This window comes from Acidimicrobiales bacterium, from assembly GCA_040219515.1.
GTDB lineage: Bacteria > Actinomycetota > Acidimicrobiia > Acidimicrobiales > Aldehydirespiratoraceae > JAJRXC01.
On the sequence record JAVJSI010000009.1, the window covers coordinates 259,240 to 283,150 of the forward strand.

Below are 23,911 nucleotides of genomic sequence, written 5' to 3' on the forward strand. Positions count from 1 at the left end.
CGGTTCAGATGAGGGTGGTGAGGGGCACCTGGGAGCGGGCACCGATGTGGGAGATGACCTCTCCCGCAGCGATGCCGCCGAGCTCGGCACAGCGGGCGAGGTCGGCTCCGTTGGCCAGTCCGTGCAGGAATCCGGACGCGTAGAGATCGCCGGCCCCGGTGGCGTCGACCACCTTCGCCACCGGGGCGGCGGGCACGACGATGCGTTCGCCGTTGGCGACGATCACCGACCCCGCGGCCGAGCGGGTGAGCGCGGAGACCTCGACCATGCCCTCGATCTGCGAGGCCGCACGGTCGAAGTCGTCGGTTTCGAACAGTGCACAGATCTCCGACTCGTTGGCGAAGACGAGATCGACCTTGTCACTGATCAGCTCGAGCCATTCGGCCCGGTGACGGTCCACGCAGAACGCGTCGGAGAGGGTCAGCGAGACGGTGCGGCCGGCATCGGAAGCCACGGCCATCGCACCCCGGATCGCCTCCTTGGCGATGTCCATGTCCCAGAGGTAGCCCTCGCAGTACGTGATCGCGGCCGACGCCACGATCGCCTCGTCGATGTCCTCGGGGCTCAGGAACGCCGAGATGCCGAGAAAGGTGTTCATCGTGCGCTCGGCATCCGGGGTGACCTGGATCAGGCAACGTGCCGTCGGCGGGCCCTCCGGCGCTCCGGGCACGTCGAAACCCACGCCCGCGGCACGAAGGTCGTGAATGAAGACCTCGCCCAGCTGATCCTCGCGCACCTTGCCCAGATAGGCCGACCGGCTACCGAGGCTCGCCAGGCCGGCCATGGTGTTGGCCGCCGATCCGCCCGACGCCTCGATCCCGGGTGGCATCGCGGCGTAGAGCGACGTGGCCCGATCGGCGTCGATCAATGTCATCGCGCCCTTGTTGAGGTCGTGGGCGGCGATGAAATCGTCGTCGACGGTCGAGATGACGTCGACGATGGCGTTACCGACGCCGACGACGTCGAGTGAGGCTTCCACGGTGGACTCCAGGGGCAGCGATCCGGAACCAGTGGAGGGTACCCCCTCTCACCGGGGGCGCCGCCTGAGGAATCAGGCCCAAATCGCGCTACGCCGCGAGTTCCTCGTCCCGGCCGTTGGCGATCGCTTCCGCGAACGCCTGGTCGTCGACACCCAGCTCGGCATCGGGCCATTCGATGGAATCGAACGACTCGTCGTGCTCCTCTTGATGATTTCGGTTCCGCACACCGATACCTCCTGTTGGATGACCCGTACATCCATCAAAGCGGAGAAAGGTATTACAAGGGTGTGTTTCCGTTTACGGTCCCGTGAAGCTTCTAGATTCAGGGGATGACCGACGTCGACCCCCGTCTTCCCTCGCATGTCGTGCCGCACCGCTACGAACTCGTGCTCGAGCCCGACATCCCCACGTCCACGTTTCGGGGTGCCGCGACCATCGACGTGGAGATCCTCGAGAAGACCGACGAGATCGTGTGCAACGCCATCGAACTCGAGATCGAGAGCGCGCTGATCATCGTCGGCGAGGGCGCGGCGGCGATCGAGCACGCACCCGACATCCGGCTCGACGAGGCGTCGGAACGGCTGCACCTCACCTTGCCGGCCGACCTGTCACCCGGCCCCGCCCGAGTCCAACTCTCGTTCCGCGGCATTCTCAACGATCAGCTCCGAGGCTTCTACCGCTCGACCTACGAGGACGACGCCGGCGAGGTCCACACGATCGCCACGACCCAATGCCAGTCCACCGACGCGCGGCGGGTGTTCCCATGTTGGGACGAACCCGCCTACAAGGCCACCTTCGCCACCACGCTGGTGGTGGACCCCAACCACCTCGCCGTGGCGAACAGCGCCGAGGTGGCCGACACGATCGACCCCGATGGGCGCCGCCGGGTCACCTTCGCGGAGACCATGCGGATGTCCACCTACCTCGTCGCCTTCGTCGTCGGACCCCTGGAGATCACCGACCCCGTCGACGCCGATGGCGTGCCGGTGCGGGTCGTCCACCGTCCCGGCAAGGGCGACCTCACCCCGTTCGCACTCGATGTCGCCGTCCACGCGCTGCGATGGTTCACCGAGTACTACGACATCCCCTACCCCGGCGACAAGGTCGACCTGTTGGCCATCCCCGACTTCGCGTTCGGCGCCATGGAGAACCTGGGCTGCGTCACGTTCCGCGAGGTACTCCTGCTCGTCGACCCCGACCGGGCCAGTCAGCCCGAACTGCAGGTGGTCGCCGACGTCATCAACCACGAGCTCGCCCACATGTGGTTCGGCGACCTCGTCACCATGAAGTGGTGGGAAGGCATCTGGCTCAACGAGGCCTTCGCCACCTTCATGGAGACGTCGTGCAGCCACGCCTACCGACCCGACTGGATGGTGTGGACCACATTCGGTCGCTCGCGGGCCGTCGCGTTCGACACCGATGCGCTGGCCACCACGCGCCCCATCGAGTTCCCGGTCGTCACACCGCAGGAAGCGGAGGGCATGTTCGACGTCCTCACGTACGAGAAGGGTGCCTCGGTGGTCCGCATGCTCGAACAGCACCTCGGCGCAGAGCGATTCCGCGACGGCGTTCGCCACTACCTCGAGACACACGCCTACGCGAACACCGAGACCAGCGACCTCTGGGATGCCCTCGAGCAGGTGAGCGGCGAGCCGGTTCGGGCGATGATGGACGGCTGGATCCACCAGGGCGGCCACCCCGTGATCGAGGTGGAGCAGATGCCCGACGGCCTACGACTCACACAACGCCACTTCACCCTCGACCCCGCAGCCGCCGAAGCGAAGCGCTGGGCGGTGCCGCTCGGCATCCGGCTCGATGACGACGGCGAGATCACCGACCATCGGGTGACGCTCGACATCGAGTCGACCACCCTCGAGACCTCCGGCACGCTCGTGACCGCCAACGCCGACGCAGCCGGCTTCTACCGCGTCGCCCACGGACCGGTGCTCGGTGCATCCATCGAAGCGTCGGGTCCGGGCGCCCGCACCGCGTCCGAACGTCACGGCCTGATCGACGACGCATGGGCGCTCGCCATCGCCGGTGAACTGACCGGCGATGCGTGGCTGAGACTCGCCCGCACCATGATCGACGAGACCGACCTGACCGTGTGGCAGGCACTCGCCGCCGGGTTCGCCGGGCTCGAGCGCGTGGCGAACGACGAAGCCAAGGCCCGCCTCGTCGAACATGTCGTCGAGCTGGCCGCACCCGCACTCGAACGCCTCGGTCTCGAAACGGCCACCGACGACGACGACCGCACCCGGGAGTTGCGCGCCACACTCGTGCGTCTCCTCGGCATCGTCGCCGGCGATGCCGGGGTGATCGACGCGTGCCGAGCGATGCTCGGCCACGCCGATCCCACCCTCGCGGCAGCCGCCCTGGCCGTGATCGCCCACACCGACCCCAGCGCAGGACCGGCCATCCGTTCGACCTGGCAATCCGCCGATGACCCCCAGACCGAACAGCGACACCTGCGAGCGCTGGCCGATCTCCCGATCCCCGAACTGCCGGTCCTCGACGACATCCTCGCCGGAGAGGTTCGCACCCAGGACGCGCCGTATGTGATCCGCCGGGCGCTCACGAACCCGATCGCCGGTCCACGGGTGTGGGAGTTCACCAAGTCGAACTGGGAACTGATCGGCGAACGCTTCCCGAGCAACTCCGTGGCCCGCCTCCTCGAAGGCATCAGCCAGCTCGACACCGACGCACTGGTCGCCGACGTTTCCGCCTTCCTCGGCGACCATCCCGTCCCACAGGGCGCCAAACAGGTCGCCCAGCATCTCGAACGACAACGGGTCAACGCAGCCTTCAGGCGCCGGGAAACGACCGGTTTCACCGGCGGGAGCTGAGCGAGGAGCCGTGCCCGCTCAGATTCCCGGCTCCGACTGCCGATAGTCGAACGTGGCCCCGACATTCCCCTTCACGCGGCTCGAGCCGGTCGAGGTCTTCGCTGTCGAGGACTGCGTCGCGCAGCTCACCTGGCGAGACCTCCCCTCCGGCGAGGTCGCCGTCGTCGTCGACGGGACGACGCAGGCGCTCGGATCGAGCGGCCGCCGGGGTGCTGCCGACATCTCCGGCCTGCGCCCGGCGACGACCCACTCGATTGCCGTGCAGGTCGACGGGCGAACGGTCGCCGAGTTCGCCGTACCGACCACCGAGTCACTAGGCGGGCCCGCCCGGACGAAGATCGCCACGATCAGCGACCTCCACCTCGGCGAGACCGGCTTCGGTCTCCTGAAGGAGATGACCGAGCCCGACCACCGCGAGCGCGACTACCCGCTGCGCTGTGCGCAGGCGGCGGTGGCCGAAGCCACTGCCTGGGGCGCCGACCTGCTCGTCATCAAGGGCGACATCACCGATTACGGCATGCCGGAGCACTGGGAATTGTTCGACGAGTTGCTCGACACCATCCGGATCCCGGTCGTGGCGATCCCGGGCAACCACGACACCTTTGCGAAGCCGGGGTCGCTCGACGCCCATGAGCAACTGCGGCAACGGGCACTGTGCCCGACCGATGTGCAGACCGTGGACATCCCAGGCATTCGCGTCATCGCCGCCGACACGACCACTCCCGGGCACTCGTGGGGACGCATCCACCATCTCGAGAACCGTCTCATCGAGGCGGTCGACACCCACGGCCCGGCGCTGGTCTTCTTCCACCATCACCTCGAACCTCACCGCACCCCCCGGATCTGGCCGATCGGCACCCCACGTCGCCAGGCCGCGCCGTTGCTGGCTCGTCTGCTCGAGGCGAACCCGGACCTCGTCATCTCGTCGGGCCACACCCATCGCAACCGGGCGCGCACACACGGGAGTGCCACCATCACCGAGGTGGGGGCAACCAAGGACTTTCCCGGCGTCTGGGCCGGCTATGTCGTGCACGACAACGGCATCCGCCAGGTGGTTCGCCGGGTGGCCGAGCCCAGTTGCATCGAGTGGAACGACCGCACCCACGCGGCCGTGGGCGGTGTGTGGGGCCGCTGGTCGCCAGGGCGGATGGCCGACCGGTCGTTCGTCCGAAACTGGCGCCGGGCGGCGGCGCCTGCCGCTCAGCCGTCGGAGGCGTCGTCGGCGAGCGTATGACCCATGCGGTCGCGCTTGGTCCGGAGGTAGCGCACGTTCTCCGGATTGGTCTCGATCTCGATCGGGACCCGCTCCGTGATCTCGAGGTCGTAGCCCTCCAGCCCGCCGAGCTTGGTGGGGTTGTTGGTCATCAGGCGCATGGCGGTGACGCCCAGGTCGGCGAGGATGTTCGCCCCGACGCCGTACTCCCGTGAGTCGATCGGCAGCCCTTGCGCCTCGTTGGCCTCGATGGTGTCCATGCCGCCGTCCTGCAGCGCATAGGCCCGTAGCTTGTGACCGATGCCGATGCCGCGGCCCTCGTGGCCTCGCAGGTACACCAGCACACCTCGACCCTCGTCGGCGATGTTCTGCAGTGCGGTGTGCAGCTGCGGCCCGCAGTCGCAACGGATCGACGCGAGGATGTCGCCGGTGAGGCACTCGCTGTGCACCCGCACGAGCGGAGGCTTGCCACCCTCGACATCACCCATCACGTAGGCCACGTGTTCCTCGCCGTCGAGCAAGGAGCGGTAGGCGTGGGCCATGAAGTCGCCGTAGGTGGTGGGCACGCGGGCTGCGGCGAAGTGCTCGACCAGTTTCTCGCGCCGGCGGCGATGACGAATGAGGTCGGCGATGGAGATGAGGCGCAGGCCCCAGCGGTCGGCGAATTCGCGACAGTCGTCGAGCCGCAGCATCGTGCCGTCGTCGTTGGTCATCTCGCAGATGGCGGCGACCTCGACGCGACCGGACATGCGGCAGAGATCGACGGCGGCCTCGGTGTGACCGGCCCGCTTCAACACGCCACCGTTGCGGGCCCGCAAGGGGAAGATGTGCCCCGGCCGGCTGAACTCTCGGGGCGAGCGGTGGGGGTCGGCGAGGGCCGCCACCGTGCGGGCCCGATCGCCGGCGGAGATGCCGGTGGTGTTGCCGACCACCAGATCGATCGTGACGGTGAAGGCCGTGCGGTGGGCCTCGGTGTTCTCGGTGACCATCAGGGGCAGCTGGAGTCGGTCGGCGTGCTGCTCCGTCATCGGCGCGCAGATCACACCGCTGGTGTGGCGCACCATCCACGCCATCTTCTCCTCGGTGATCGCGTCGGCCGCGATGATGAGGTCACCCTCGTTCTCACGATCCTCGTCGTCGACGACGACCAGGAACTCGCCTCGCCGGAAGGCCTCGATGGCCTCGTCGATGCTGTCGAGCTGAGTCATTCATGTCTCCGGATCAGAGCGAGGGACGAACGAGTCGTTCCACGTACTTGGCCAACACGTCGGCTTCGATGTTGACCCTGTCGCCCACGGTACGGCCTCCGAGCGTGGTGACCTCATGCGTGTGGGGGATGACGGCGATGGCGAAGGTGCTGGTGTCGACCGCGGCAACGGTGAGGCTGATGCCGTCGACCGCGATACTCCCCTTCTCGACGACATAGGAGGCCACCGCGGAGGGCAACGAGAACGCATAGCGGAAGGATCCGTCGTCGAGCTCGTCGATGGTGAGGACCTCGGCCGTGGCGTCGACGTGACCTTGCACGACATGTCCGCCATAGCGGCCGTTGGCCGCGAGCGGACGCTCGAGGTTGACGGCGTCGCCGGGCCGGAGTGCGCCGATGTTCGTGCGCTCGAGGGTCTCCGGCACGGCGTCGGCGGCCCAGGAGACCGCATCGAACTCGACCACGGTCAGGCAACACCCGTTGACCGCGATCGAAGCGCCGAGACCGGCGTCGTCGAGGACGAGAGCGGCCTCGATCACGACGCGGGCCCCACCGCCAACCGGGGTGACGGAGCGAACCGTCCCCACTTCTTCCACAAGTCCGGTGAACATTTCTAGAACATGTTCTAGTAATCGCCCAATGCTGTCAAGGCATCGGCGACATCGGTGGTGAGTTGGGCGACGAGCTGGTCGATGCCGTCGAACTTGCGCTCGCTGCGCAGGAATTCGACGAACGAGACGTCGATCTGTTCGCCGTACAGCTCGCCGTCGAAGCCGATGAGGTGCGCCTCCAGCAACGACTGTTCGGTGTGCTCGTAGAATGTGGGGCGACGGCCGATGTTGATCGCGCACGGATGGCGGTCGCCGTTGGCTCGGTGACACCAGCCCGCGTAGACGGCGTCGGCCGGCCAGGCCATCACGTTGGGAACCGGCAGGTTGGCCGTGGGGAAGCCGATCCCGCTCCCCCGCTGATCGCCCTGTTCGACGACGCCGCGCACGGTGTAGGGCCGCCCCAGCATCGCCGCCGCCCGATCGACATCGCCACCGGCCAACGCCCGTCGGATCTTCGTGGACGAGACCGGCTCACGAGCATCTGCCTCGTGGCGGATGAGTTCGAGGGTGTGCACCTCGAAATTCCAGTGCGCGCCGATGTCTCGAAGGCCCTCGACGTTGCCGCTGCGGCCCTTGCCGAAGTGGAAATCCTCGCCGACCACGATGGCTCGGGCGTGTAAGGCATCGATGAAGACCTGCTCGACGAAGACCTCGGGATGCGTGGCCGCCCGTTCCTCGTCGAAGTGGATCACGTAGGTGAAGTCGATGCCCTGCGCCGCGATGAGTTCGAGCTTCTGGTCCAACGTCGTGAGCAGCCGCGGCGCACTCTCGGGACGGACCACATAAGCCGGATGGTTGTCGAATGTGACCACCGCAGAGGCGACGCCCAGCCGGTCGGCAACGTCTCTGACCTGGCGGAACACCGCCTGGTGGCCGACGTGAACTCCGTCGAACACGCCCATGGTGGACGCCACCGCCATGGCATCGGGCAGGGTGTCACGCCGGTCGTGGAGGATGTCCATCACGACGACGTTACCGGGGGATCACCAGGGCCGGCTTCGTCGCACCCTTGTGCGCTTCGTAGACCGCGAGGAGTGCACCGGCCGCGTCGCTGACGGCCCAGGGTCCGGCCGAGTCTCCGACCCCGAGGCGGTCGCGGTCGAGGCGTTTGCCGTGACCGACATCGACGGCCATCTCCTCGTCGGCGACGACCTGGTCGAGGTGCCGCACGGCATCGGCGACGGGCCGCAGCACGGGCTTCTCGATGGTGCCCGCATCGGCGAGCGTGAAGCCGCCGACCGCAGTGCGTCGCAATGCCCGTAGGTGGGCGCCGCCACCCAGTGCCGCGCCCAGGTCAGCCGCCAGGGTCCGCACATAGGTGCCCGACGAACAATCGACCTCACAACGCCAGACCCCGGGCTCGCCGGGGACCGGTTCGACGTCGTAGCGAAAAACCGTCACGGGCCGCGCCGGACGGTCCACCTCCTTGCCTTCGCGAGCCAGCTCGTGGAGGCGCTTGCCGTCGATCTTCACGGCAGAGACCATCGGCGGAATCTGCTCGATCGCGCCGGTCAGCGGCACCGTCGCCGCCCGGACCTGCGCGTCGGTGACCGCCGCCATGTCGTGGACCGCCGTGACGTCGCCGGCGGCGTCGAGCGTTGATGTCTCGGTGCCCAGCACGATCTCGCCCACATACGACTTGGGCAGCTCGGTGAGGAACCGCAGCAGCCGTGTCGCCTTGCCGACGCCCAGCACCAGCACGCCGGTCGCATCGGGATCGAGCGTGCCGCTGTGTCCGACCTTGCGGGTTCCGAGCACGCCGCGACTCTTTGCCACCACGTCATGACTGGTCCACCCGGCCGGCTTGTCGATGACGACGACGCCGTGCGGCCCCTCGTCGTTCCCCTTTCCCGACCGAGCCATCTCAGGCCGGGTCGGTGTCGGGCGTCTCGGGATCGGGCACCGGTGGACGTTGGTCGCTGCGCAGCAGGGTTTCGATCCGTTCGGCCGCCCGCAGGGTCGAATCGGCACGGAACTCGAGCATCGGGGTCGAGCGCAGCCGAGCCTGGTCGCTCACGGCCTTGCGCAGCCGCCCTCGGTACTCCTGGAAGGCCTCCTCGACGGCAGGCTCGTCGTTGCCATCGAGGGTGGTGAACCAGCAGACGGCCTTGTGGAGTTCGCGGTCGACGTCGACGCTCGTGATCGACACCAGCGACATGCGGTCGTCGTCGAAATGCTCCAGTTCCTCGGCGATGATGCGCTTGATCAGCTCGCCCACGCGCGCGGTGCGATTCGTGGTGGCCGGGTTGCCCCGGCGGCTCCGTTGGTTTCCCTTGCCAGCCATCAACCAGTCTCCATCAATCATCTTCCAGCCAGCGAGACACCGACCGCAACACCTCGAGCTCGGGGAACGACCAGACGAAACGCTCGGCCTCGTCCATCATCGCCTCCGCTCTTGCGGTACTCGCCGACACCACCGCCACACCGATGGCCGCCCGTTGCCAGAGATCCTGATGATCGACCTCGGCCACCGCCACCGGGTGACGATTCTTCAAGCCGTCGAGCACCGGCCGCAGGACCGAGCGCTTCTCCTTCAGCGACTGACAGTGGGGCAACCGAAGGTCGAACTCGACAGCCAGAACGTGCACGCTAGGAATCGAGCGTGCGCTCGATCTCGCGTTCCTCGAAGGTCTCGATGATGTCGCCTTCCTTGAGGTCCTGGAAGTCGGAGAGGCCGATACCGCACTCGTAGCCCGCAGCCACCTCGGTGGCATCGTCCTTGAAGCGGCGGAGCGACTGCACCGTGCCCTTCCAGATGATCGTCCCCTCGCGCAGGAAGCGAACCTTCGAGTTGCGGGTGATGACGCCGTTGGTGACGTAGCAACCGGCGATCTTGCCGATGCGGGGAACGCTGAAGATCTCGCGCACCTCGGCGTCGCCCGTGACGACCTCTTCGAAGGCAGGGGCAAGCATGCCGACCATTGCCGCCTCGATGTCCTCGAGCAGCTTGTAGATGATCTCGTAGGTGCGGATCTCCACACCCTCGATTTCCGCCAGATCACGGGCCTTGCGTTCGGGACGGACGTTGAACCCGATGATGGTGGCGTTCGACGCGGCCGCCAACTGGATGTCGTTCTCGGTGATACCGCCCACGCCACGATGCACGAAGCCGATCTTGACCTCGTCGCGTTCGAGCTTGCGCAGCGACTCGGTGACCGCCTCGAGCGAACCGTTGACGTCGGCCTTGACGACCATGTTGAGCGTGGCTGCCTCGCCCCGCTTGATCTGCTCGAAGATGTCCTCGAGCTTGGCGCCACCGGAGAGCGCATGGGCCTCACGGCCCAGGCTCGACTGGCGCTGCCAGTGTTCACGGGTGTCGGCGACACGATTGGCCACCTTCTCCGACGGAGCGACGACGAACTCGTCGCCCGCACCGGCCACTTCGCTGAGGCCGAGAACCTGCACGGGCATCGAGGGCCCGGCTTCCTTCACGTTCTCACCGCGATCGTTGATCAGCGCGCGCACACGGCCCCAGGCGGCACCGGCGACCATCGGGTCGCCGACCTTGAGGGTGCCTCGCTGCACCAGCACCGTGGCCACGGGGCCACGACCGATGTCGAGGTTGGCTTCGAGAACCACGCCGGAGGCGCGGCCGTCGGGTTCGGCCCGGAGGTCCTCGACCTCGGCCACCAGCAGAAGCTGGTCGAGCAGTTCCTCGACACCGATGTTCTTCAGTGCCGAGATCTCCTGGAAGATGGTCTCGCCACCCCAGGCCTCGGGCACGAGACCGTGCTCGGCGACGCCGGCGATGGCCTTCTGCGGATCGGCGTTGTCGCGATCGATCTTGTTGACCGCCACCACGATCGGCACCTCGGCCGCCTTGGCGTGGTTGATCGCCTCGATGGTCTGCGGCATCACGCCGTCGTCGGCCGCCACCATCAAGATGACGATGTCGGTCGCACCGGCGCCGCGGGCGCGCATGGCGGTGAACGCCTCGTGACCAGGAGTGTCGATGAAGGTGATCTTCTGGCCGTCGCGTTCGACCTGGTAGGCACCGATGTGCTGGGTGATGCCACCAGCCTCGCCCTCGACCACGCTCGCATCACGGATGCGGTCGAGCAGCAGCGTCTTGCCGTGATCGACATGGCCCATGACCGTGATGACCGGCGGGCGCAGCGGCGCGTCGTCGTCGTCGTCGTCGACCTCGAGCAGCTTCTGCAGCTCGACCTCTTGCTCCTCACCCGGATCCACCAGGCGGATTTCGGCACCGACGTCGTCGGCGAAGAGCTCGATCATCTCATCGGAGAGCGACTGGGTGGCCGTGACCATCTCGCCGGCTTCCATCATGAAACGAACGACGTCGGCCGCGGTGCGGTTGAGCTTCGGACCGAGGTCCAGTGCGGTGGAGGCGCGCTCGACGACGATCTCGCCCTCGGGAACCGGCGCGTCGTCCGGGGTGTAGGACGGCGCGTCCATCGGCTGGAGCTCTTCGCGGCTCCGACGACGACGGCCCTTGCGGCGCGGCGGACGGCGACCCTGGTTGGGACCACCGGGACCACCACGGCCACCACCGGGGCCGCCACGACCGGGCGCACCAGCGCCCGGGACCTGCTCGCGCGGACCGCCCGACGGACGACGTCCTCCCGGCATGCCGCCACCCGACGGCGGACCACTGCGCGACGGCGCGCCCGCAGGCGTGCGCGGGCCGCGACCACCCGGCGGAGGCGGAATCGCTCGACCGGTCGCCGACCTCGGCGGCGGCGGGATCGGCTTGCCCGACGTGGAGGTCGGGGCGTCGCCCGGCTTCACGTTGGGATTGATCGCCACCTTCTTGACAAGCTTCTTGACGACCTTCTTGACGACCTTCTTGACGACCGGCGCAGCCGCGGGAGGCGGCTCCTCGGTCGTGCGCTTCGGCGGTGCCCCGCTGCCACTCGACGAGATCACGCGCGCCGGCGCAGCCGGCGCCTCGGGCGCAGGCGCGGCGGGTTCGGGCTCGGCCGGAGCCTCGGGCGCCGGGGTCTCGGCAACGGGTTCGGACACCTCGGGTTCGGCCGCTTCAGCGGCCGGTGCGATCTCGGTCGGCGCCTCGACTTCCGCCGGCGTCGCGGCCTCGGCCGGCGCCTCGACCTCGACGGGGTCGGTGACCTCGGGGGTCTCGACGGCATCCTCGGCAGGCTCCGGATCCGGCGCCTTGGCCGACTTCTTCGCCGCCTTCTTCGTGCTCTTGCTCGCCGTCTTCTTGGCGCTCTTCTTGGCTGCCTTCTTGGCGGGCTTCTTGCCCGGCTCCGGCGGCTGCTCGTCTCGGATCAGGCCCTCGCGCTCGGCCTTGCGGCGAACCCGGTCAGCCTGCGCGTCGACGATGCTCGATGAATGGCTCTTCACCCCGATGCCGAGGCCCTCGGCGAGGTCGAGTGTCTCGGCATTGGTGAGACCGAGCTCTCGGGCGAGTTCGTACACGCGAATATTGGATGGCACGTTCCGGCGAAAGTCCTTGTGATAAACGAGCGGTGAGCACATGACCCACCGGCCGCGGTCTCAGACGCTCTCGTGGGGGCACGCGAGCGGTTCTGTCGACCACGACTTCAGAAGCCTAGCGATCGCGACGGCGTTCGCCTCGGGTCCCAGAGCTCGGCGCAGGCCCTGCCGATCAGCGGCCAACTCCAGACACGCGTCCGCAGGCCCGACCCACGCGCCTCGTCTCGGGCCTGCTCCGGTCACGAGGTCCTGACCCTCCAGCCGCACCCGCACCAGCGTGTCGGCGGGAAAGACCCGCCGACACCCGACACACGTCCGCCGAGGGTCAGACCGTTTCTTCGCCGGCATCCGCGGTGCTTGCGCCGGCATCCGCCGGACCCGCGTCCGTCGGTGCGGGCTCGGTGTCGTCGCCGGCATCCGCGGTGTCGTCGCCGGCATCCGCCGGGACCGCGTCCGTCGGTGCGGACTCGCCAGTGTCCGCGTCCGTCGCTGCGGGCTCACTGTCATCGCCGGCATCCGCGGTGTCGTCGCCGGCATCGGCGGTTTTCTCGTCGACGGCTTCGGCCCAGTCGGCGGCGGACACGGCATCGCCGCCATCGGCGGGCTGCCAGACCTGTTCGCCCGACTCGGGGTCGGTGACCCATTCGCCTTCGGCCCACTCGACATCGCCGTAGGCCTCTTCCTCGGCCAGCTGGGTCTCGCTCTTGATGTTGATGCCCCAGCCGGTCAGACGGGAGGCGAGGCGGGCGTTCTGCCCCTCCTTGCCGATCGCCAGCGACAGCTGGAAGTCGGGCACGATGACGTCACAATCGCCGGTCTCGGGGTCGGGGCGAACCTGAGTGACCTTGGCCGGGGACAGCGCCTTCATGATGAACTCGTCGAGATCCTCCGAGAACGGCACGATGTCGATCTTCTCGCCCCGCAACTCGTTGACGACCTGACGCACACGGGCCCCGCGAGCGCCCACACAGGCACCCACCGGGTCGACGTTGGAGTCGTTCGAGTACACGGCGATCTTGGTGCGGTGCCCTGGTTCGCGGGCGCAGGCCTTGATTTCGACGACGCCGTCGGCGATCTCGGGCACCTCGAGCTCGAACAGGCGCTTCACCAGACCCGGGTGGGTACGGCTGACCACGATCTGCGGGCCCTTCGCCGTCTTGCGGACCTCGACGATGTAGGCCTTGATGCGCACGTTGGAGTCGGGACGCTCGTAGGGCACCTGCTCGGCCTGCGGCAACAGCGCCTCGACCCGACCGAGGTCGAGCAGCGTGTAGCGGGCATCGGTCTGCTGGATCATGCCGGTGACGATGTCGCCCTCGCGCCCTGCGTACTCCTCGTACTTGAGCTCCCGCTCGGCCTCGCGAATGCGCTGGGTCATCACCTGACGAGCCGTCTGCGCGGCGATCCGACCGAAGTCGTCGGGGGTGACCTCGAACTCCTCGCCGATCGGCTCGCCGTCGTCGTCGAGCTCCTGCGCGAAGACCTGGAACTCCATGGTCTCGGGATTGATCGTCACCCACGCGTACTCGTACGCGCCGGGCATCCGCTTGTAGGCGGACTCGAGCGCGTCGGCCAATGCCGCGAACAGCGCATCGACGGAGATGCCTCGCTCGGAGGCGAGCGCCTGGAGTGCTTCCATCATGTCTTGGTTCATGACGACGGGGCCTTCTTCTCGGGGATCTGGGGCTTCTCGGGGATCTGGGGCTTCTCGGAGGACTGGGACTGCTCGGAGGACTCGGTCTTCTTGGGGCCGCCGGGCTTCGGGGTGGGACCCCATTCGAACACGGTACGGGCCTTGGAGATGTCGGCGAACGCCACCGCGCGCACATCGCCGTCGACGGACACCTCGATGCCGCCGTCGTCGACGCCGGTCAGCTCGCCTTCCACACGGCGATCTCCGTCGGCGTCGGGGCGGGTCTTCAGCTTCACGACCGAGCCGAGGGCCTTGCGAAAGTGTTCGGGCGTGCGCAGCGAGCGCTCGAGGCCGGGGCTCGACACCTCGAGCGTGTAGCGCCCGGGAATCGGGTCGGCTTCGTCGAGCAGATGGCTGATGCTGCGGCTGATGCGCTTGATCACGTCGATGCTGACGCCATCGGGGTGCTCGACGAAGATGCGCAGCGCACCACCCTGGTGTTCGATGTCGTAGATCTCGACCGACTCGGCGTCGATGATCGGAGCGACGAGATCGCGAACACGGTCGACGATGGCCATGGCGAAATTGCTCCCTTCAATCGAGAAAGGCGTGGCCTGGGGCCACGCCTCATCCAAACGGACTATCGAAACGTTGCCACTTACTCTAGCAATACCGCCGCCGCGAACGCCTTGTGAACGCCGCGAAGCGTGAATTCGTCGGCCTTCGGCCCCGGCTCGACCTTCGGCAGCAGCCGGCGAAGCACCAGCGCGCAGGCGAGCCACAACACGGCCGACAGGGCGCCGATCACCAGGCCGAGCGGCAGCATCACCGGAAACCGGGCCATCGCCACGCCGAACACCGCACACGCCGCACCGCCGTAGATCGCCGATTTCTGGCGCGTCCGGAGCATCTGCACCTTGTCGAACTCGTCCTGCGTGAGCGGCACCCGGACCACATAGGGCACCCGTCCCGCCGGCGCGTAGCCGTCGGCCGGACGGCCGCTGCGCACCGAGATCGGCGGGAGCGCCCGGTCGCGGGCTGCCGCGCGACCGACCTGCACCGTCACCACTACGTGGACTCGGGCTTGCGCCGGATCTCGCGGATGATCGTCTCGGTGTCGTTGGCGTCGTCGCCCTTCTCTCCGAGGTTGCGCTCCCGATCCTCTTCTGCGGCCCGGCGAGCCGCATCCTTGGTGGCCGACGCCCGTTCGAGCGCGGCATCGGCGCCGTGCTCGTGGATGTACTCGGCCCACTCGACGAGGGTGTCGACCATCTCGTCCTCCGGCACGACCATCACGTTCTGGCCCTTGACGAACAGGTGCCCACGCTTGTTGCCGGCCGCGATGCCGAGATCCGCGTCGCGGGCTTCGCCGGGACCGTTCACGACGCAGCCCATCACCGCGACCTGCAACGGGATCTCACGTTCACCGAAGGCGGCCATGGCGTCCTGGGCGATCGTGAACACGTCGACCTCGGCTCGCCCGCAGCTCGGGCAGGCGATCAGGTCGATGTTCTTGCGCTCGCGCAGGCCCAGCGTCTCGAGCAACTGGCGGCCGGCCTTGGCTTCCTCGACCGGGTCGGCGGTGAGCGAGTAGCGGATCGTGTCGCCGATGCCCTCGGCCAGCAGGGTGGCCATGCCCGCCGTCGCCTTGAGCGTGCCGATCGGCGGTGGGCCCGCCTCGGTGACGCCGAGATGCAGGGGATGATCGGTGACCTCGGCGAGTTGGCGATACGCCTCGATCATCAACGGCACGCTCGAGGCCTTGACCGAGATCTTGATCAGATCGAAGTCGACCTCGTCGAAGTAGGCGATCTCCTGGAGCGCCGACTCGACCATTGCCTCGGGGGTCACCCGGTCGCCGTACTTCTTGTAGAGATCGGGGTGAAGCGAACCGCCGTTGACCCCGATGCGAATGGGCACGTTGCGGTCCTTGGCCTCGCGGGCCACGGTCTTGATGTGCTCGGGGTTCTTGATGTTGCCCGGGTTGAGCCGCAGGCAATGGACACCTGCTTCGAGCGCTTCGAGCGCCCGCCGGTACTGGTGGTGGATGTCGGCGACGATCGGGACCGGGGATCGCGGCACGATCCGGGCCAGTCCCTCGGCCGCCTCGGGCTCGTTGCACGTGCAGCGCACGATGTCGGCACCGGCCGCCGCCAGTGCGTAGATCTGCTGGAGCGTCGCCTCGTGATCGGCCGTCTTGGTGACCGTCATCGACTGGACCGTGATGGGCGCTCCCCCACCGACGGGAACATCGCCCACCATGATCTGCTTGGTGGGCCGACGCGGAAAGCTCTGTGTGAACTCCATTGATGCCGAGGCTACCGGCCCCGCCTCGCTCGCTAGCCGATGTTGATCGGGTCGATGATGTCGCGGAACACCGCGAGCAGCCCGAACCCGGTGAGCAGCACGAACACCGCGTAGGTGACGGGCATGACCTTGTTGTAGTCGACCTCGTGACGGCGGCCGCCGAAGGACCGCAGTCGCTCGTAGGTGGCAATCAACACATGCCCACCGTCGAGCGGCGGCAGGGGAATCAGGTTGAGGATGCCGATCGAGATGTTCAGGAACGCCAACAACTGCAGGGCGTTGTCGAGTCCGTCCTCGGTCACCTGCGAGCCGATGCGGGCCGCACCATAGATCGAGATGATGCGCTCCTCGTCGGGATTGCCCTCGTCGAGGGCCCGGCTGGCCGCCTCGCGCTCGCCCGCGTCGGTGGAGGTGATGTCGTCGTGGACGCTGTCGATGTCGCCGCTCAGCGTGTCGCCCACGAAGGTCGGGAGGGCGCCACCGGTGACGGTGTCGTACAAGCCGCCCAGAATCTGACCGAACGCATCGACGAACGTCGTCACGCTGTTCGTGGCGCTGCCCACGATGCCGAGTGATTCCCGCATCGCTTCCGGTCCCACTCCGAAGAACCCGATCGTGGCGACCTCGGCCGGCGGCAGCTCACGGAAGACGGCGTTGTCGAGGGTCTGCAGACCCTCGCCACCGGCCGGATCGAAGACGACACTGAGCGGTTCACCCAGACGATCGCCCACCGCGGCGCCCACGTCGTCCCAGCTGAACACCCGGGTGCCGTCGATCTCGAGGATGCGGTCGAACTCGTCGAGTCCGTCGATGGCCTCGTCGCCGGCCTGGCTCAGTCGGGCCCCGAGGATGACCGAGCCGGTGGACGTCTCGCCATCACGCAGGTAGGTGACCTCGACCTCCTGACCGCCGCGCTGGCCCACCAGGTCGCCGAACTGCGCGAAGTCGGAGACATCGACACCGTCGACGGTCAGGATCTGGTCGCCGGGCTGCAGGCCGAGTTCGGCCGCCGCGCTCTGATCGCTGACCCCGGCGATCTGCCAGTTGCCGTCAGTGGTGACGTTGCCCTGCCACAGCAGAAACCCGAAGATCAGCACGATTGCCATGGCGAAGTGCATCAGCGAACCGGCCGAGACCACCAGGAGCTTCCGGGGGAAGGACTTCACCCGGTACGCACGATCCTCGTCGCCGGGTTCGACCGGGTCGAGATTGTTCATGCCGATGATGCGCACATACGCGCCGGCGGGAATGAGCTTCACGCCGTATTCGGTCTCTCCCTTGTGGAACGACCAGATGCGCGGACCGAACCCGATGAAGAACTCGGTGACCTTCATGCCGGTGAGCTTGGCCGTGACGAAGTGCCCCATCTCGTGCATGAAGATCATGAAGATGATCGCCACGACGATGAACGCCCAGCTCCAGCTGGCGAAGACCCCGAGCGCGACCACGGCGAACCCGAGCAGGATCAGACCGGTGAAATCGTTCGGTCGTTCTTCGGCTTCGGCCGCAGGCGGACCCACGTTGAGCGTCATGCGTGCACCCTCTGCTCGATCAATTCGGCGGCGACGACCCGTGCGTGGCGGTCGATGTCGAGAACAACGTCGACATCGGTCGCGTTTGTTCCCGGCCAGACCTGAAGACTCGCATCGAGCACCTCGGGAATGTCGACCCAGCGGATGCGACCCTTGAGAAACTCGTCGACCGCGACCTCGTTGGCCGCGCTGATCCACGCCGGCGCCGTCTCGCCGGCCCGGCCCGCTTCGAAGCAGAGCCGCAGGCAGGGAAACGCCTCGAGATCGGGGGGCTGGAAGTCGAGTCGGGACAAGTCGGACCAGTCGATCGCGCCGTAGGGAAGTTCCAATCGGTCGGGAAAGGCCAATGCGTAGCCGATGCACAAACGCATGTCGGGCATGGAGAGCTGGGCGATGGTCGCACCGTCGGTGTAGCTCACCATCGAGTGGACGACCGACTGGGGATGAACCACCACGTTGATCCGGTCGTAGTCGACACCGAACAGCTCGTGGGCCTCGATCACCTCGAGGCCCTTGTTCATCAGCGTGCTCGAATCGATGGTGATCTTCGGACCCATCAACCAGGTCGGGTGGGCCAACGCATCGTCGATGGTCACCTCGGCGAGATCGGCCCGGCTGCGACCTCGGAACGGTCCGCCGCTCGCGGTGAGGACGATCTCGTGGACACGATCGCCCGACGTGACCTTGCCGTCGACGTCGTTGGCCCGAAGACACTGATGCACCGCGCAGTGTTCGCTGTCGACGGGGATCAGATCACCGCTCGACGCAGCCCAGACCCTCTGGACGACTGGACCCGCCGCGATCAACGACTCCTTGTTGGCGAGGCCGAGGCGCTTGCCGGCGACGAGCGCCGCCAGCGTGACCGGGAGCCCGGCGAACCCGACGACCCCGTTGATCACGACATCGCCGTGTCGGGCCGCGGCGGCCATGGCATCGTCGCCGACCAACAGTTCGGTGCCGGCGGGCAACCGTGACGCGAGCTCGACGGCCTGGCTCTCGTCGGCCACCGCCACGACCTCGGGCCGGAACTCCTCGGCCTGCGCGACCACGGCATCGACCGACGTGGCAACACCCAGGGCCGCCACGCGATAGCGCGCCGGGTCGGCCCGCACGATGTCGAGGGTCTGGGTGCCGATGGATCCGGACGAGCCGAGAACGGCAACCGACGTGGTCATGACGGTGACGCTACCCGCCCGACCCCGCTGGTCGGGGTCGCGGGTGGGGACTCAGCCGGGGACCGTGACCTCGAGAAGCAGGGCGGCGTAGTAGGTGGCCGGCAGTACGAACAGCAAGCCGTCGAATCGGTCGAGCAGCCCGCCGTGGCCCGGCAGGATCGATCCCATGTCCTTGATGCCAAGGTCGCGCTTGATCTGTGACACGGCGAGATCACCGATCGGCGCGGCCAGCGCCGCGACGATGCCGAGCAGCAGGGACGCACCGAAGCCGCCACCCCACACCTCGCCGGCGAACGGGGCGGGCTTGCCGAGGATCCCCATGACGACACCGATGGCGACGGCGACGCCCATGCCGCCGACGAGGCCCTCCATGGTCTTGTTGGGGCTCGCCGGCGACAGCGGCGTGCGACCCATCATCTTGCCGATCGCCAGCGCGCCGACGTCGTAGCCGACCGTCACCAGGACAGCCGCCGTGAGCAGGCCGGTGCCGATGTCGACACCCCCGACGGTGGTCGTGAGCATCAACGCCGCGAAGGAGCCGAGCAGACCGATGTGGACGATGCCGAGCAGCGTGGTGCCGAGACCGCGCACGGCCGACTCGTTGCCGACACCGGTGAGATACCACAGCGAGCCGAAGATGACGGACAGGACGAGGACGAGGATCATCGCCTGCTCACCACGCCAGTAGACGGCGAGCGGCATGGTGACCGACGCGGCCAGTCCGAGCAGCACGGCCGGCTGATGTCCGGCGATGCGCACCGCATTGAAGAACTCGACCGCCGCGAGCCCGAGCGCCAGCGTGACCACGGCGAGCGCGGCTGCGGGGCCGACGGTCATCGCGGCCAGGATCAGCGCCGCGAGTCCGACACCGACGATGACCGCCACCGGCAGGTCTCGGTCGGTGTCGCCGCCACCACGGGTGGCATTCAGCGCCGCACCCAGCGACGGCTCTGCCGTCTTCGAGCGCGACGGCTTGCTGTCGTCGAAATCGAAGAAGTCGTCGGCGGTGTCGCCGACGTCTTCGGTGAGCGGTCGTGCCGGCGCCATGGGTTCGGGCTCATCGGCCCACCGCGGCGTGGACGCCACGTCGGCCCAGGCGGCCATGTCGTCCTCGTTGGCTTCCGCCAGCCGCGGCTCCTCGTCGGCGGGTTCGTCGAAGAAGGGCTCCTCCGGCGGAGCAAAGGTCACCGACTCGGCTGCGCCGCCGACCTGTGGGACCGCACCCGTGGGCGGCTCGCTCCAGTGGGGCACCGCCGCATCGTCGTCGGCGAAGGAGTCGTCGTCATCGCCGAACACCGACCGACCGGGGGTCACATCGTCGTCGATCGCATCGCCACCGTCGACCACGCGAAAGTCCTCGCTGTCGAAACCGCTGTGTTGGTCACTCATTGTCTCGCCCTTCCCTGAACCGACGGAGGTCAGACCTCCATCAGCTCCTGTTCCTTGTGGGCCTGCGCCTCATCGATCGCCGCGATTCGAGCATCCTTGAGCGCATCGAGCTGCGCTTCTGCTCGCTGGATCTCATCGGAGGAGACTCCCCCGTCATTCTCCAGATCGTCGAGATCCTTGCGCGCGGCACGTCGTACTGCGTTGACTCGCTGCTTTGCTTCCTCGGCCATGCCGCCCACCACGCGGGCGAGGTCCCGGCGGCGTTCCTCGTTGAGCGGCGGAAACGCCAGCCGGATGATCCGCCCGTCGTTGGACGGGGTAAGACCCATGTTGGCATTGACGATCGCCCGCTCGATCACGTCGAGGTTGGCCACGTCGTGCGGGGTGACGACCAGCATGCGCGCCTCGGGCACCGCGAAACTCGCGAGCTCCTGGAGCCGCATCTCGACACCGTAGGCCTCGGCGGTCAGCCGCTCGAACAGGGCGGAACTGGCGCGACCGGTGCGGATCGTGGAGAACTCGGAGCGGGCATGGCTCACCGCACCGTCCATCTTCTCGGCTGCGTCTTCGAGCACCAGCTCGATCATCTCGCTCACGACGACCCCTTCTCGTCATCGACGAGCGTACCGATCGCCTCTCCCGCGAGCAGGGACCGGAAGTTTCCCTCGCCCATCAGGTCGAACACGACGATGGGCAGGGCGTTGTCCATGCAGAGAGTGATGGCGGTCGCGTCCATCACCTTCAGGCCTCGGTTCAGCACGTCCAGGTAGCTCACGTGGTCGAGTTTGGTCGCGTTCGGGTCGAGGCGTGGGTCGGCGGTGTAAATTCCGTTGGTTCCGCCGTGGGTGCCCTTCAGGACGGCGTCGGCCTCGATCTCGACCGCACGCAACGACGCAGCCGTGTCGGTGGTGAAGAACGGGTTGCCGGTACCGCCTGCGAAGATCACGATGCGGCCCTTTTCGAGGTGGCGGGTGGCCTTGCGGCGGATGTAGGGCTCGGCCACCTGGGCCATGTGGATCGCCGACTGCACCCGGGTGGGCTGACCCATCTGTTCGAGGGTGTCCTGGAGCGCGAGTCCGTTCATGACAGTGGCCAGCATGCCCATGTAGTCGGCCTGGGCACGGTCCATGCCCGCACCGGAACCCTGGATACCGCGCCAGATGTTGCCGCCACCGACGACCACCGCGATGTCGACGTCGAACTGGCTCCGCGCCGCAACGATGTCCTCGGCGATCGCCCGAACGGTCGGCCCGTCGATGCCGTACTCCTGGGGGCCGGCGAAGGCCTCCCCGGAGAGCTTCAGCAGCACTCGACCCCACTTTGCCGGTTGGGTGCCCCGCGAAGTGTCGTCGACGTCGCTCACGATCAGGAGCCGATCACGACCTGCACGTAGCGGGTGATCGACCCTCCGCCGAGACTGTCCTTCACGGCGGTCTTGTCCCCGTGGAGACCCTGCTCGAGCAGAACACGCTCACCGAGCCACCCGCGCATGCGGCCGTCGACGATCTTGTCCCATGCCTGTTCGGGCTTGCCCTCGGCCTTGGTGATCTCGAGCAGTGACTCCCGCTCCTTCGCCGCCTCTTCGGCAGGCACCTCGTCGGCGCTGAGATACGACGGCTTCGCGAACGCGATGTGAAGGGCGACCTGGTGGAGGTCTTCCTGGCTCACACCGTTGCCCTCGACGACCACGGCGTTGACACCGCGACCGTCCTGCACGTGGAGATACGTGTCGACGACGTTGCCCTCGGCAGCCTCGATGCGTTCGACCGCACCGACCGCGATGTTCTCCTTGATCGTGACCTGGAGGTCCTCGATCTCGGTCGCATTGGCATCGACCGCACCGGGACCGTCGGCCAGCACCGCGTCGGCCAGGCGCTGCGCCAGACCGGTGACCGCCTCGTTCTTGGCCGAGAAATCGGTCTCGGTCTTGATCTGGACGAGGGCGGCGGTGTTGCCGTCGACGGCGAGGGCGATGGTGCCCTCGTTGTTCTCACGGTCGCCACGATCGGCGGCCTTGGCCAGACCCTTCTCCCGCAGGAGCTGGGTGGCGGCTTCCATGTCGCCGTCGGTCTCGGTGAGCGCCTTCTTGGCGTCCATCATTCCGGCGCCCGTTGCGTCGCGGAGGGCTTTGACGTCCTTGGCGGAAATCGACATCTCGGTGTTCCTCGGTTGTTGCTCTGTGAGTGTGAAAGCGTTGCGGCGGGGTGCTCGGGCCGATCAGGCCTCGGGCGTACCCTCGTCGCCGGCCTGCGGGAGGGATTCTTCCACAGGAGCCTCGGGGGCCTTTGCGACGGGCGCGGTTTCCTCGGCGGCGGCGTCGGCGACGGGGGCCGTCTCCTCGACCGGGGCTTCCGGTTCGGCGCTCGCAGCCGCAGCCACGCGTGCCTCACGCTCGGCGGCCTGGGCGGCCGCCTCGTTGCGGGCGGCCTCCTGCTGGGCAGCGACCTCGGCTTCCTCGAGGGCGTTGCGCTGGGCACCGGCCTCGCCCGACTTCTCCTGGCGCTTGGAGCGGATGAAGCGGCCTTCCTGCACCGCGTCGGAGATGACACGGCACATCAGCTGACCGGCGCGGATCGCGTCGTCGTTGCCGGGAATGGCGTAGTCGACCAGGTCGGGATCGCAGTTGGTGTCGACGACGGCGACGATCGGCACACCGATCTTGCGGGCCTCGGTGACGGCGATGTGCTCCTTCTTCGTGTCGAGCACGAAGATCGCGTCGGGCAGCTTCTCCATGTCGCGGATGCCGCCGAGGTTGCGCTCGAGCTTGATGAGTTCGCGATTGATGAGCAGGGCTTCCTTCTTGGGCATCGCCTCGAACTCGCCCGAGTCCCGCATGCGCATGTAGTCCTTCATCTTCCCCACGCGCTTGGAGATGGTCTGGAAGTTGGTGAGCATGCCGCCGAGCCAACGCTCGTTGATGTAGGGCATGTTGCAGCGCTCGGCATAGGACTGGATGGAATCCTGGGCCTGCTTCTTGGTGCCGATGAAGAGCACGGTGCCGCCGTTGGCGACGAGATCACGGACGAACACGTAGGACGTCTCGAGGTGGTTGAGCGTCTGGTGAAGATCGACGATGTGGATGCCGGACCGCTCGCCGTGGATGAACCGCTTCATCTTCGGGTTCCAACGACGGGTCTGGTGGCCGAAGTGAACGCCGGCCTCCAACAACTGCTTCATGGAGATGACTGCCATGGACTTCTTCTTTCCCGGTTGCGTGTTCGTGCTGGACGCCGAGGCGACCGGGTGTGGCACGAACCCAGTGATTCCGTCGATCCCGAGATGGCATCGTCCGGGGTCCCTTTGGACCGTCGAGAAGTGTAGCGGCTGGATCGGAAAGGCCGTCCACGGCCACAGGAATCGACCTGAATCCGCCGGCGGGGGCCCGTCCGGGGTTCGTTCGGTGCGGGACGAGCCGCACCCTGACCTGCGCCACACCGAAGAAGCGGGCGGGGTCGACGTGGACCCCATGGAGTCGCACCGTGAAATGGAACGGCCCGGCCGCCACGGCGACGGGCGTGCCGCGGCGAATGCCCACCCCGCGCCGAACCAGCGGGGTTCCCACGAAGCCGTAGGTGGTCCGCAGGCCGCCGGGGTGATCGA

At 67.6% G+C, this 23,911-nt stretch carries 22 protein-coding genes; 2 read left to right on the forward strand and 20 right to left on the reverse strand.

Features of this window, described 5'->3' with window-relative positions; translation table 11 throughout:
- Positions 1 to 4: 4 nt before the first annotated feature.
- Together RIB98_07950 and RIB98_07955 are read right to left on the reverse strand one after the other, a co-directional pair.
- On the reverse strand, positions 5 to 979 hold the full coding sequence (locus tag RIB98_07950) for an adenosine kinase (protein MEQ8840898.1): 975 nt from the start codon (positions 977 to 979) through the stop codon (positions 5 to 7).
- Positions 980 to 1,067: 88 nt separating this feature from the next.
- Positions 1,068 to 1,205: a hypothetical protein gene (locus RIB98_07955; GenBank protein ID MEQ8840899.1), complete on the reverse strand. Its 138-nt coding sequence runs from the start codon at positions 1,203 to 1,205 to the stop codon at positions 1,068 to 1,070.
- Positions 1,206 to 1,309: 104 nt separating this feature from the next.
- Between RIB98_07955 and RIB98_07960 the strand changes: the two genes are divergently transcribed.
- Positions 1,310 to 3,826 carry a M1 family aminopeptidase gene (locus tag RIB98_07960; GenBank protein MEQ8840900.1) on the forward strand — a complete coding sequence of 839 codons (2,517 nt, stop codon included), beginning with the start codon at positions 1,310 to 1,312 and terminating at the stop codon, positions 3,824 to 3,826.
- 52 nt (positions 3,827 to 3,878) lie between these two features.
- Positions 3,879 to 5,060: a metallophosphoesterase gene (locus tag RIB98_07965; GenBank protein MEQ8840901.1), complete on the forward strand. Its 1,182-nt coding sequence runs from the start codon at positions 3,879 to 3,881 to the stop codon at positions 5,058 to 5,060.
- Here RIB98_07965 and RIB98_07970 read toward each other — a convergent pair.
- From RIB98_07970 to rpsB, 18 genes are all read right to left on the reverse strand, one after another.
- Positions 5,027 to 6,247: a bifunctional 3,4-dihydroxy-2-butanone-4-phosphate synthase/GTP cyclohydrolase II gene (locus RIB98_07970; protein MEQ8840902.1), complete on the reverse strand. Its 1,221-nt coding sequence runs from the start codon at positions 6,245 to 6,247 to the stop codon at positions 5,027 to 5,029. The genes RIB98_07965 and RIB98_07970 overlap by 34 nt on opposite strands.
- Before the next feature lie 13 nt (positions 6,248 to 6,260).
- Complete coding sequence (locus RIB98_07975; GenBank protein MEQ8840903.1) at positions 6,261 to 6,857, reverse strand: riboflavin synthase; 597 nt, start codon at positions 6,855 to 6,857, stop codon at positions 6,261 to 6,263.
- Between the two features lie 14 nt (positions 6,858 to 6,871).
- The gene (locus RIB98_07980) at positions 6,872 to 7,819 is read right to left on the reverse strand and encodes a bifunctional riboflavin kinase/FAD synthetase (protein ID MEQ8840904.1); all 948 of its coding nucleotides are present in this window, start codon (positions 7,817 to 7,819) and stop codon (positions 6,872 to 6,874) included.
- 10 nt (positions 7,820 to 7,829) lie between these two features.
- The gene (truB, locus tag RIB98_07985; GenBank protein ID MEQ8840905.1) at positions 7,830 to 8,720 is read right to left on the reverse strand and encodes a tRNA pseudouridine(55) synthase TruB; all 891 of its coding nucleotides are present in this window, start codon (positions 8,718 to 8,720) and stop codon (positions 7,830 to 7,832) included.
- A gap of 1 nt (position 8,721) precedes the next feature.
- A complete protein-coding gene (gene rbfA, locus RIB98_07990; protein MEQ8840906.1) occupies positions 8,722 to 9,141 on the reverse strand; it encodes a 30S ribosome-binding factor RbfA in 420 nt (139 codons plus the stop codon).
- Between the two features lie 13 nt (positions 9,142 to 9,154).
- Positions 9,155 to 9,445 carry a DUF503 domain-containing protein gene (locus tag RIB98_07995; protein ID MEQ8840907.1) on the reverse strand — a complete coding sequence of 97 codons (291 nt, stop codon included), beginning with the start codon at positions 9,443 to 9,445 and terminating at the stop codon, positions 9,155 to 9,157.
- A 1-nt stretch (position 9,446) separates the two neighbouring features.
- On the reverse strand, positions 9,447 to 12,317 hold the full coding sequence (gene infB, locus RIB98_08000; GenBank protein ID MEQ8840908.1) for a translation initiation factor IF-2: 2,871 nt from the start codon (positions 12,315 to 12,317) through the stop codon (positions 9,447 to 9,449).
- A gap of 283 nt (positions 12,318 to 12,600) precedes the next feature.
- The gene (gene nusA / locus RIB98_08005) at positions 12,601 to 13,929 is read right to left on the reverse strand and encodes a transcription termination factor NusA (GenBank protein MEQ8840909.1); all 1,329 of its coding nucleotides are present in this window, start codon (positions 13,927 to 13,929) and stop codon (positions 12,601 to 12,603) included.
- Positions 13,926 to 14,486: a ribosome maturation factor RimP gene (rimP, locus tag RIB98_08010; GenBank protein ID MEQ8840910.1), complete on the reverse strand. Its 561-nt coding sequence runs from the start codon at positions 14,484 to 14,486 to the stop codon at positions 13,926 to 13,928. The genes nusA and rimP overlap by 4 nt, the downstream gene beginning before the upstream one ends.
- Before the next feature lie 80 nt (positions 14,487 to 14,566).
- Positions 14,567 to 14,974, reverse strand: coding sequence for a hypothetical protein (locus tag RIB98_08015; GenBank protein MEQ8840911.1), 408 nt, complete (start codon positions 14,972 to 14,974; stop codon positions 14,567 to 14,569).
- A 2-nt stretch (positions 14,975 to 14,976) separates the two neighbouring features.
- Entirely contained in the window at positions 14,977 to 16,215 is a 1,239-nt protein-coding gene (gene ispG, locus RIB98_08020; GenBank protein MEQ8840912.1) for a flavodoxin-dependent (E)-4-hydroxy-3-methylbut-2-enyl-diphosphate synthase, read from the reverse strand.
- 32 nt (positions 16,216 to 16,247) lie between these two features.
- A complete protein-coding gene (locus RIB98_08025) occupies positions 16,248 to 17,747 on the reverse strand; it encodes a site-2 protease family protein (GenBank protein ID MEQ8840913.1) in 1,500 nt (499 codons plus the stop codon).
- A complete protein-coding gene (gene dxr / locus RIB98_08030; GenBank protein MEQ8840914.1) occupies positions 17,744 to 18,922 on the reverse strand; it encodes a 1-deoxy-D-xylulose-5-phosphate reductoisomerase in 1,179 nt (392 codons plus the stop codon). The genes RIB98_08025 and dxr overlap by 4 nt, the downstream gene beginning before the upstream one ends.
- Positions 18,923 to 18,973: 51 nt before the next feature.
- Positions 18,974 to 20,311 (reverse strand): phosphatidate cytidylyltransferase, encoded by a 1,338-nt coding sequence (locus RIB98_08035; protein MEQ8840915.1) that lies wholly within the window; start codon positions 20,309 to 20,311, stop codon positions 18,974 to 18,976.
- 29 nt (positions 20,312 to 20,340) lie between these two features.
- Positions 20,341 to 20,898, reverse strand: a complete 558-nt coding sequence (frr, locus tag RIB98_08040; GenBank protein MEQ8840916.1) for a ribosome recycling factor — start codon at positions 20,896 to 20,898, stop codon at positions 20,341 to 20,343.
- Positions 20,899 to 20,903: 5 nt separating this feature from the next.
- Positions 20,904 to 21,674, reverse strand: coding sequence for a UMP kinase (gene pyrH / locus RIB98_08045; protein MEQ8840917.1), 771 nt, complete (start codon positions 21,672 to 21,674; stop codon positions 20,904 to 20,906).
- A gap of 2 nt (positions 21,675 to 21,676) precedes the next feature.
- On the reverse strand, positions 21,677 to 22,465 hold the full coding sequence (gene tsf, locus RIB98_08050; protein ID MEQ8840918.1) for a translation elongation factor Ts: 789 nt from the start codon (positions 22,463 to 22,465) through the stop codon (positions 21,677 to 21,679).
- 63 nt (positions 22,466 to 22,528) lie between these two features.
- Positions 22,529 to 23,503 (reverse strand): 30S ribosomal protein S2, encoded by a 975-nt coding sequence (gene rpsB / locus RIB98_08055; protein ID MEQ8840919.1) that lies wholly within the window; start codon positions 23,501 to 23,503, stop codon positions 22,529 to 22,531.
- Between the last annotated feature and the right edge of the window lie 408 nt (positions 23,504 to 23,911).

Bases quoted from the DNA above. Each gene is read 5' to 3' on its own strand.
- RIB98_07960 (MEQ8840900.1), top strand. From the start codon at position 1,310: ATGACCGACGTCGACCCCCGTCTTCCCTCGCATGTCGTGCCGCACCGC.
- RIB98_07970 (MEQ8840902.1), bottom strand. From the start codon at position 6,247: ATGACTCAGCTCGACAGCATCGACGAGGCCATCGAGGCCTTCCGGCGA.
- RIB98_07975 (MEQ8840903.1), bottom strand. From the start codon at position 6,857: ATGTTCACCGGACTTGTGGAAGAAGTGGGGACGGTTCGCTCCGTCACC.
- RIB98_07980 (MEQ8840904.1), bottom strand. From the start codon at position 7,819: ATGGACATCCTCCACGACCGGCGTGACACCCTGCCCGATGCCATGGCG.
- truB (MEQ8840905.1), bottom strand. From the start codon at position 8,720: ATGGCTCGGTCGGGAAAGGGGAACGACGAGGGGCCGCACGGCGTCGTC.
- rbfA (MEQ8840906.1), bottom strand. From the start codon at position 9,141: ATGGCTGGCAAGGGAAACCAACGGAGCCGCCGGGGCAACCCGGCCACC.
- infB (MEQ8840908.1), bottom strand. From the start codon at position 12,317: ATGTGCTCACCGCTCGTTTATCACAAGGACTTTCGCCGGAACGTGCCA.
- nusA (MEQ8840909.1), bottom strand. From the start codon at position 13,929: ATGAACCAAGACATGATGGAAGCACTCCAGGCGCTCGCCTCCGAGCGA.
- rimP (MEQ8840910.1), bottom strand. From the start codon at position 14,486: ATGGCCATCGTCGACCGTGTTCGCGATCTCGTCGCTCCGATCATCGAC.
- ispG (MEQ8840912.1), bottom strand. From the start codon at position 16,215: ATGGAGTTCACACAGAGCTTTCCGCGTCGGCCCACCAAGCAGATCATG.
- RIB98_08025 (MEQ8840913.1), bottom strand. From the start codon at position 17,747: ATGACGCTCAACGTGGGTCCGCCTGCGGCCGAAGCCGAAGAACGACCG.
- dxr (MEQ8840914.1), bottom strand. From the start codon at position 18,922: ATGACCACGTCGGTTGCCGTTCTCGGCTCGTCCGGATCCATCGGCACC.
- RIB98_08035 (MEQ8840915.1), bottom strand. From the start codon at position 20,311: ATGAGTGACCAACACAGCGGTTTCGACAGCGAGGACTTTCGCGTGGTC.
- frr (MEQ8840916.1), bottom strand. From the start codon at position 20,898: ATGATCGAGCTGGTGCTCGAAGACGCAGCCGAGAAGATGGACGGTGCG.
- tsf (MEQ8840918.1), bottom strand. From the start codon at position 22,465: ATGTCGATTTCCGCCAAGGACGTCAAAGCCCTCCGCGACGCAACGGGC.
- rpsB (MEQ8840919.1), bottom strand. From the start codon at position 23,503: ATGGCAGTCATCTCCATGAAGCAGTTGTTGGAGGCCGGCGTTCACTTC.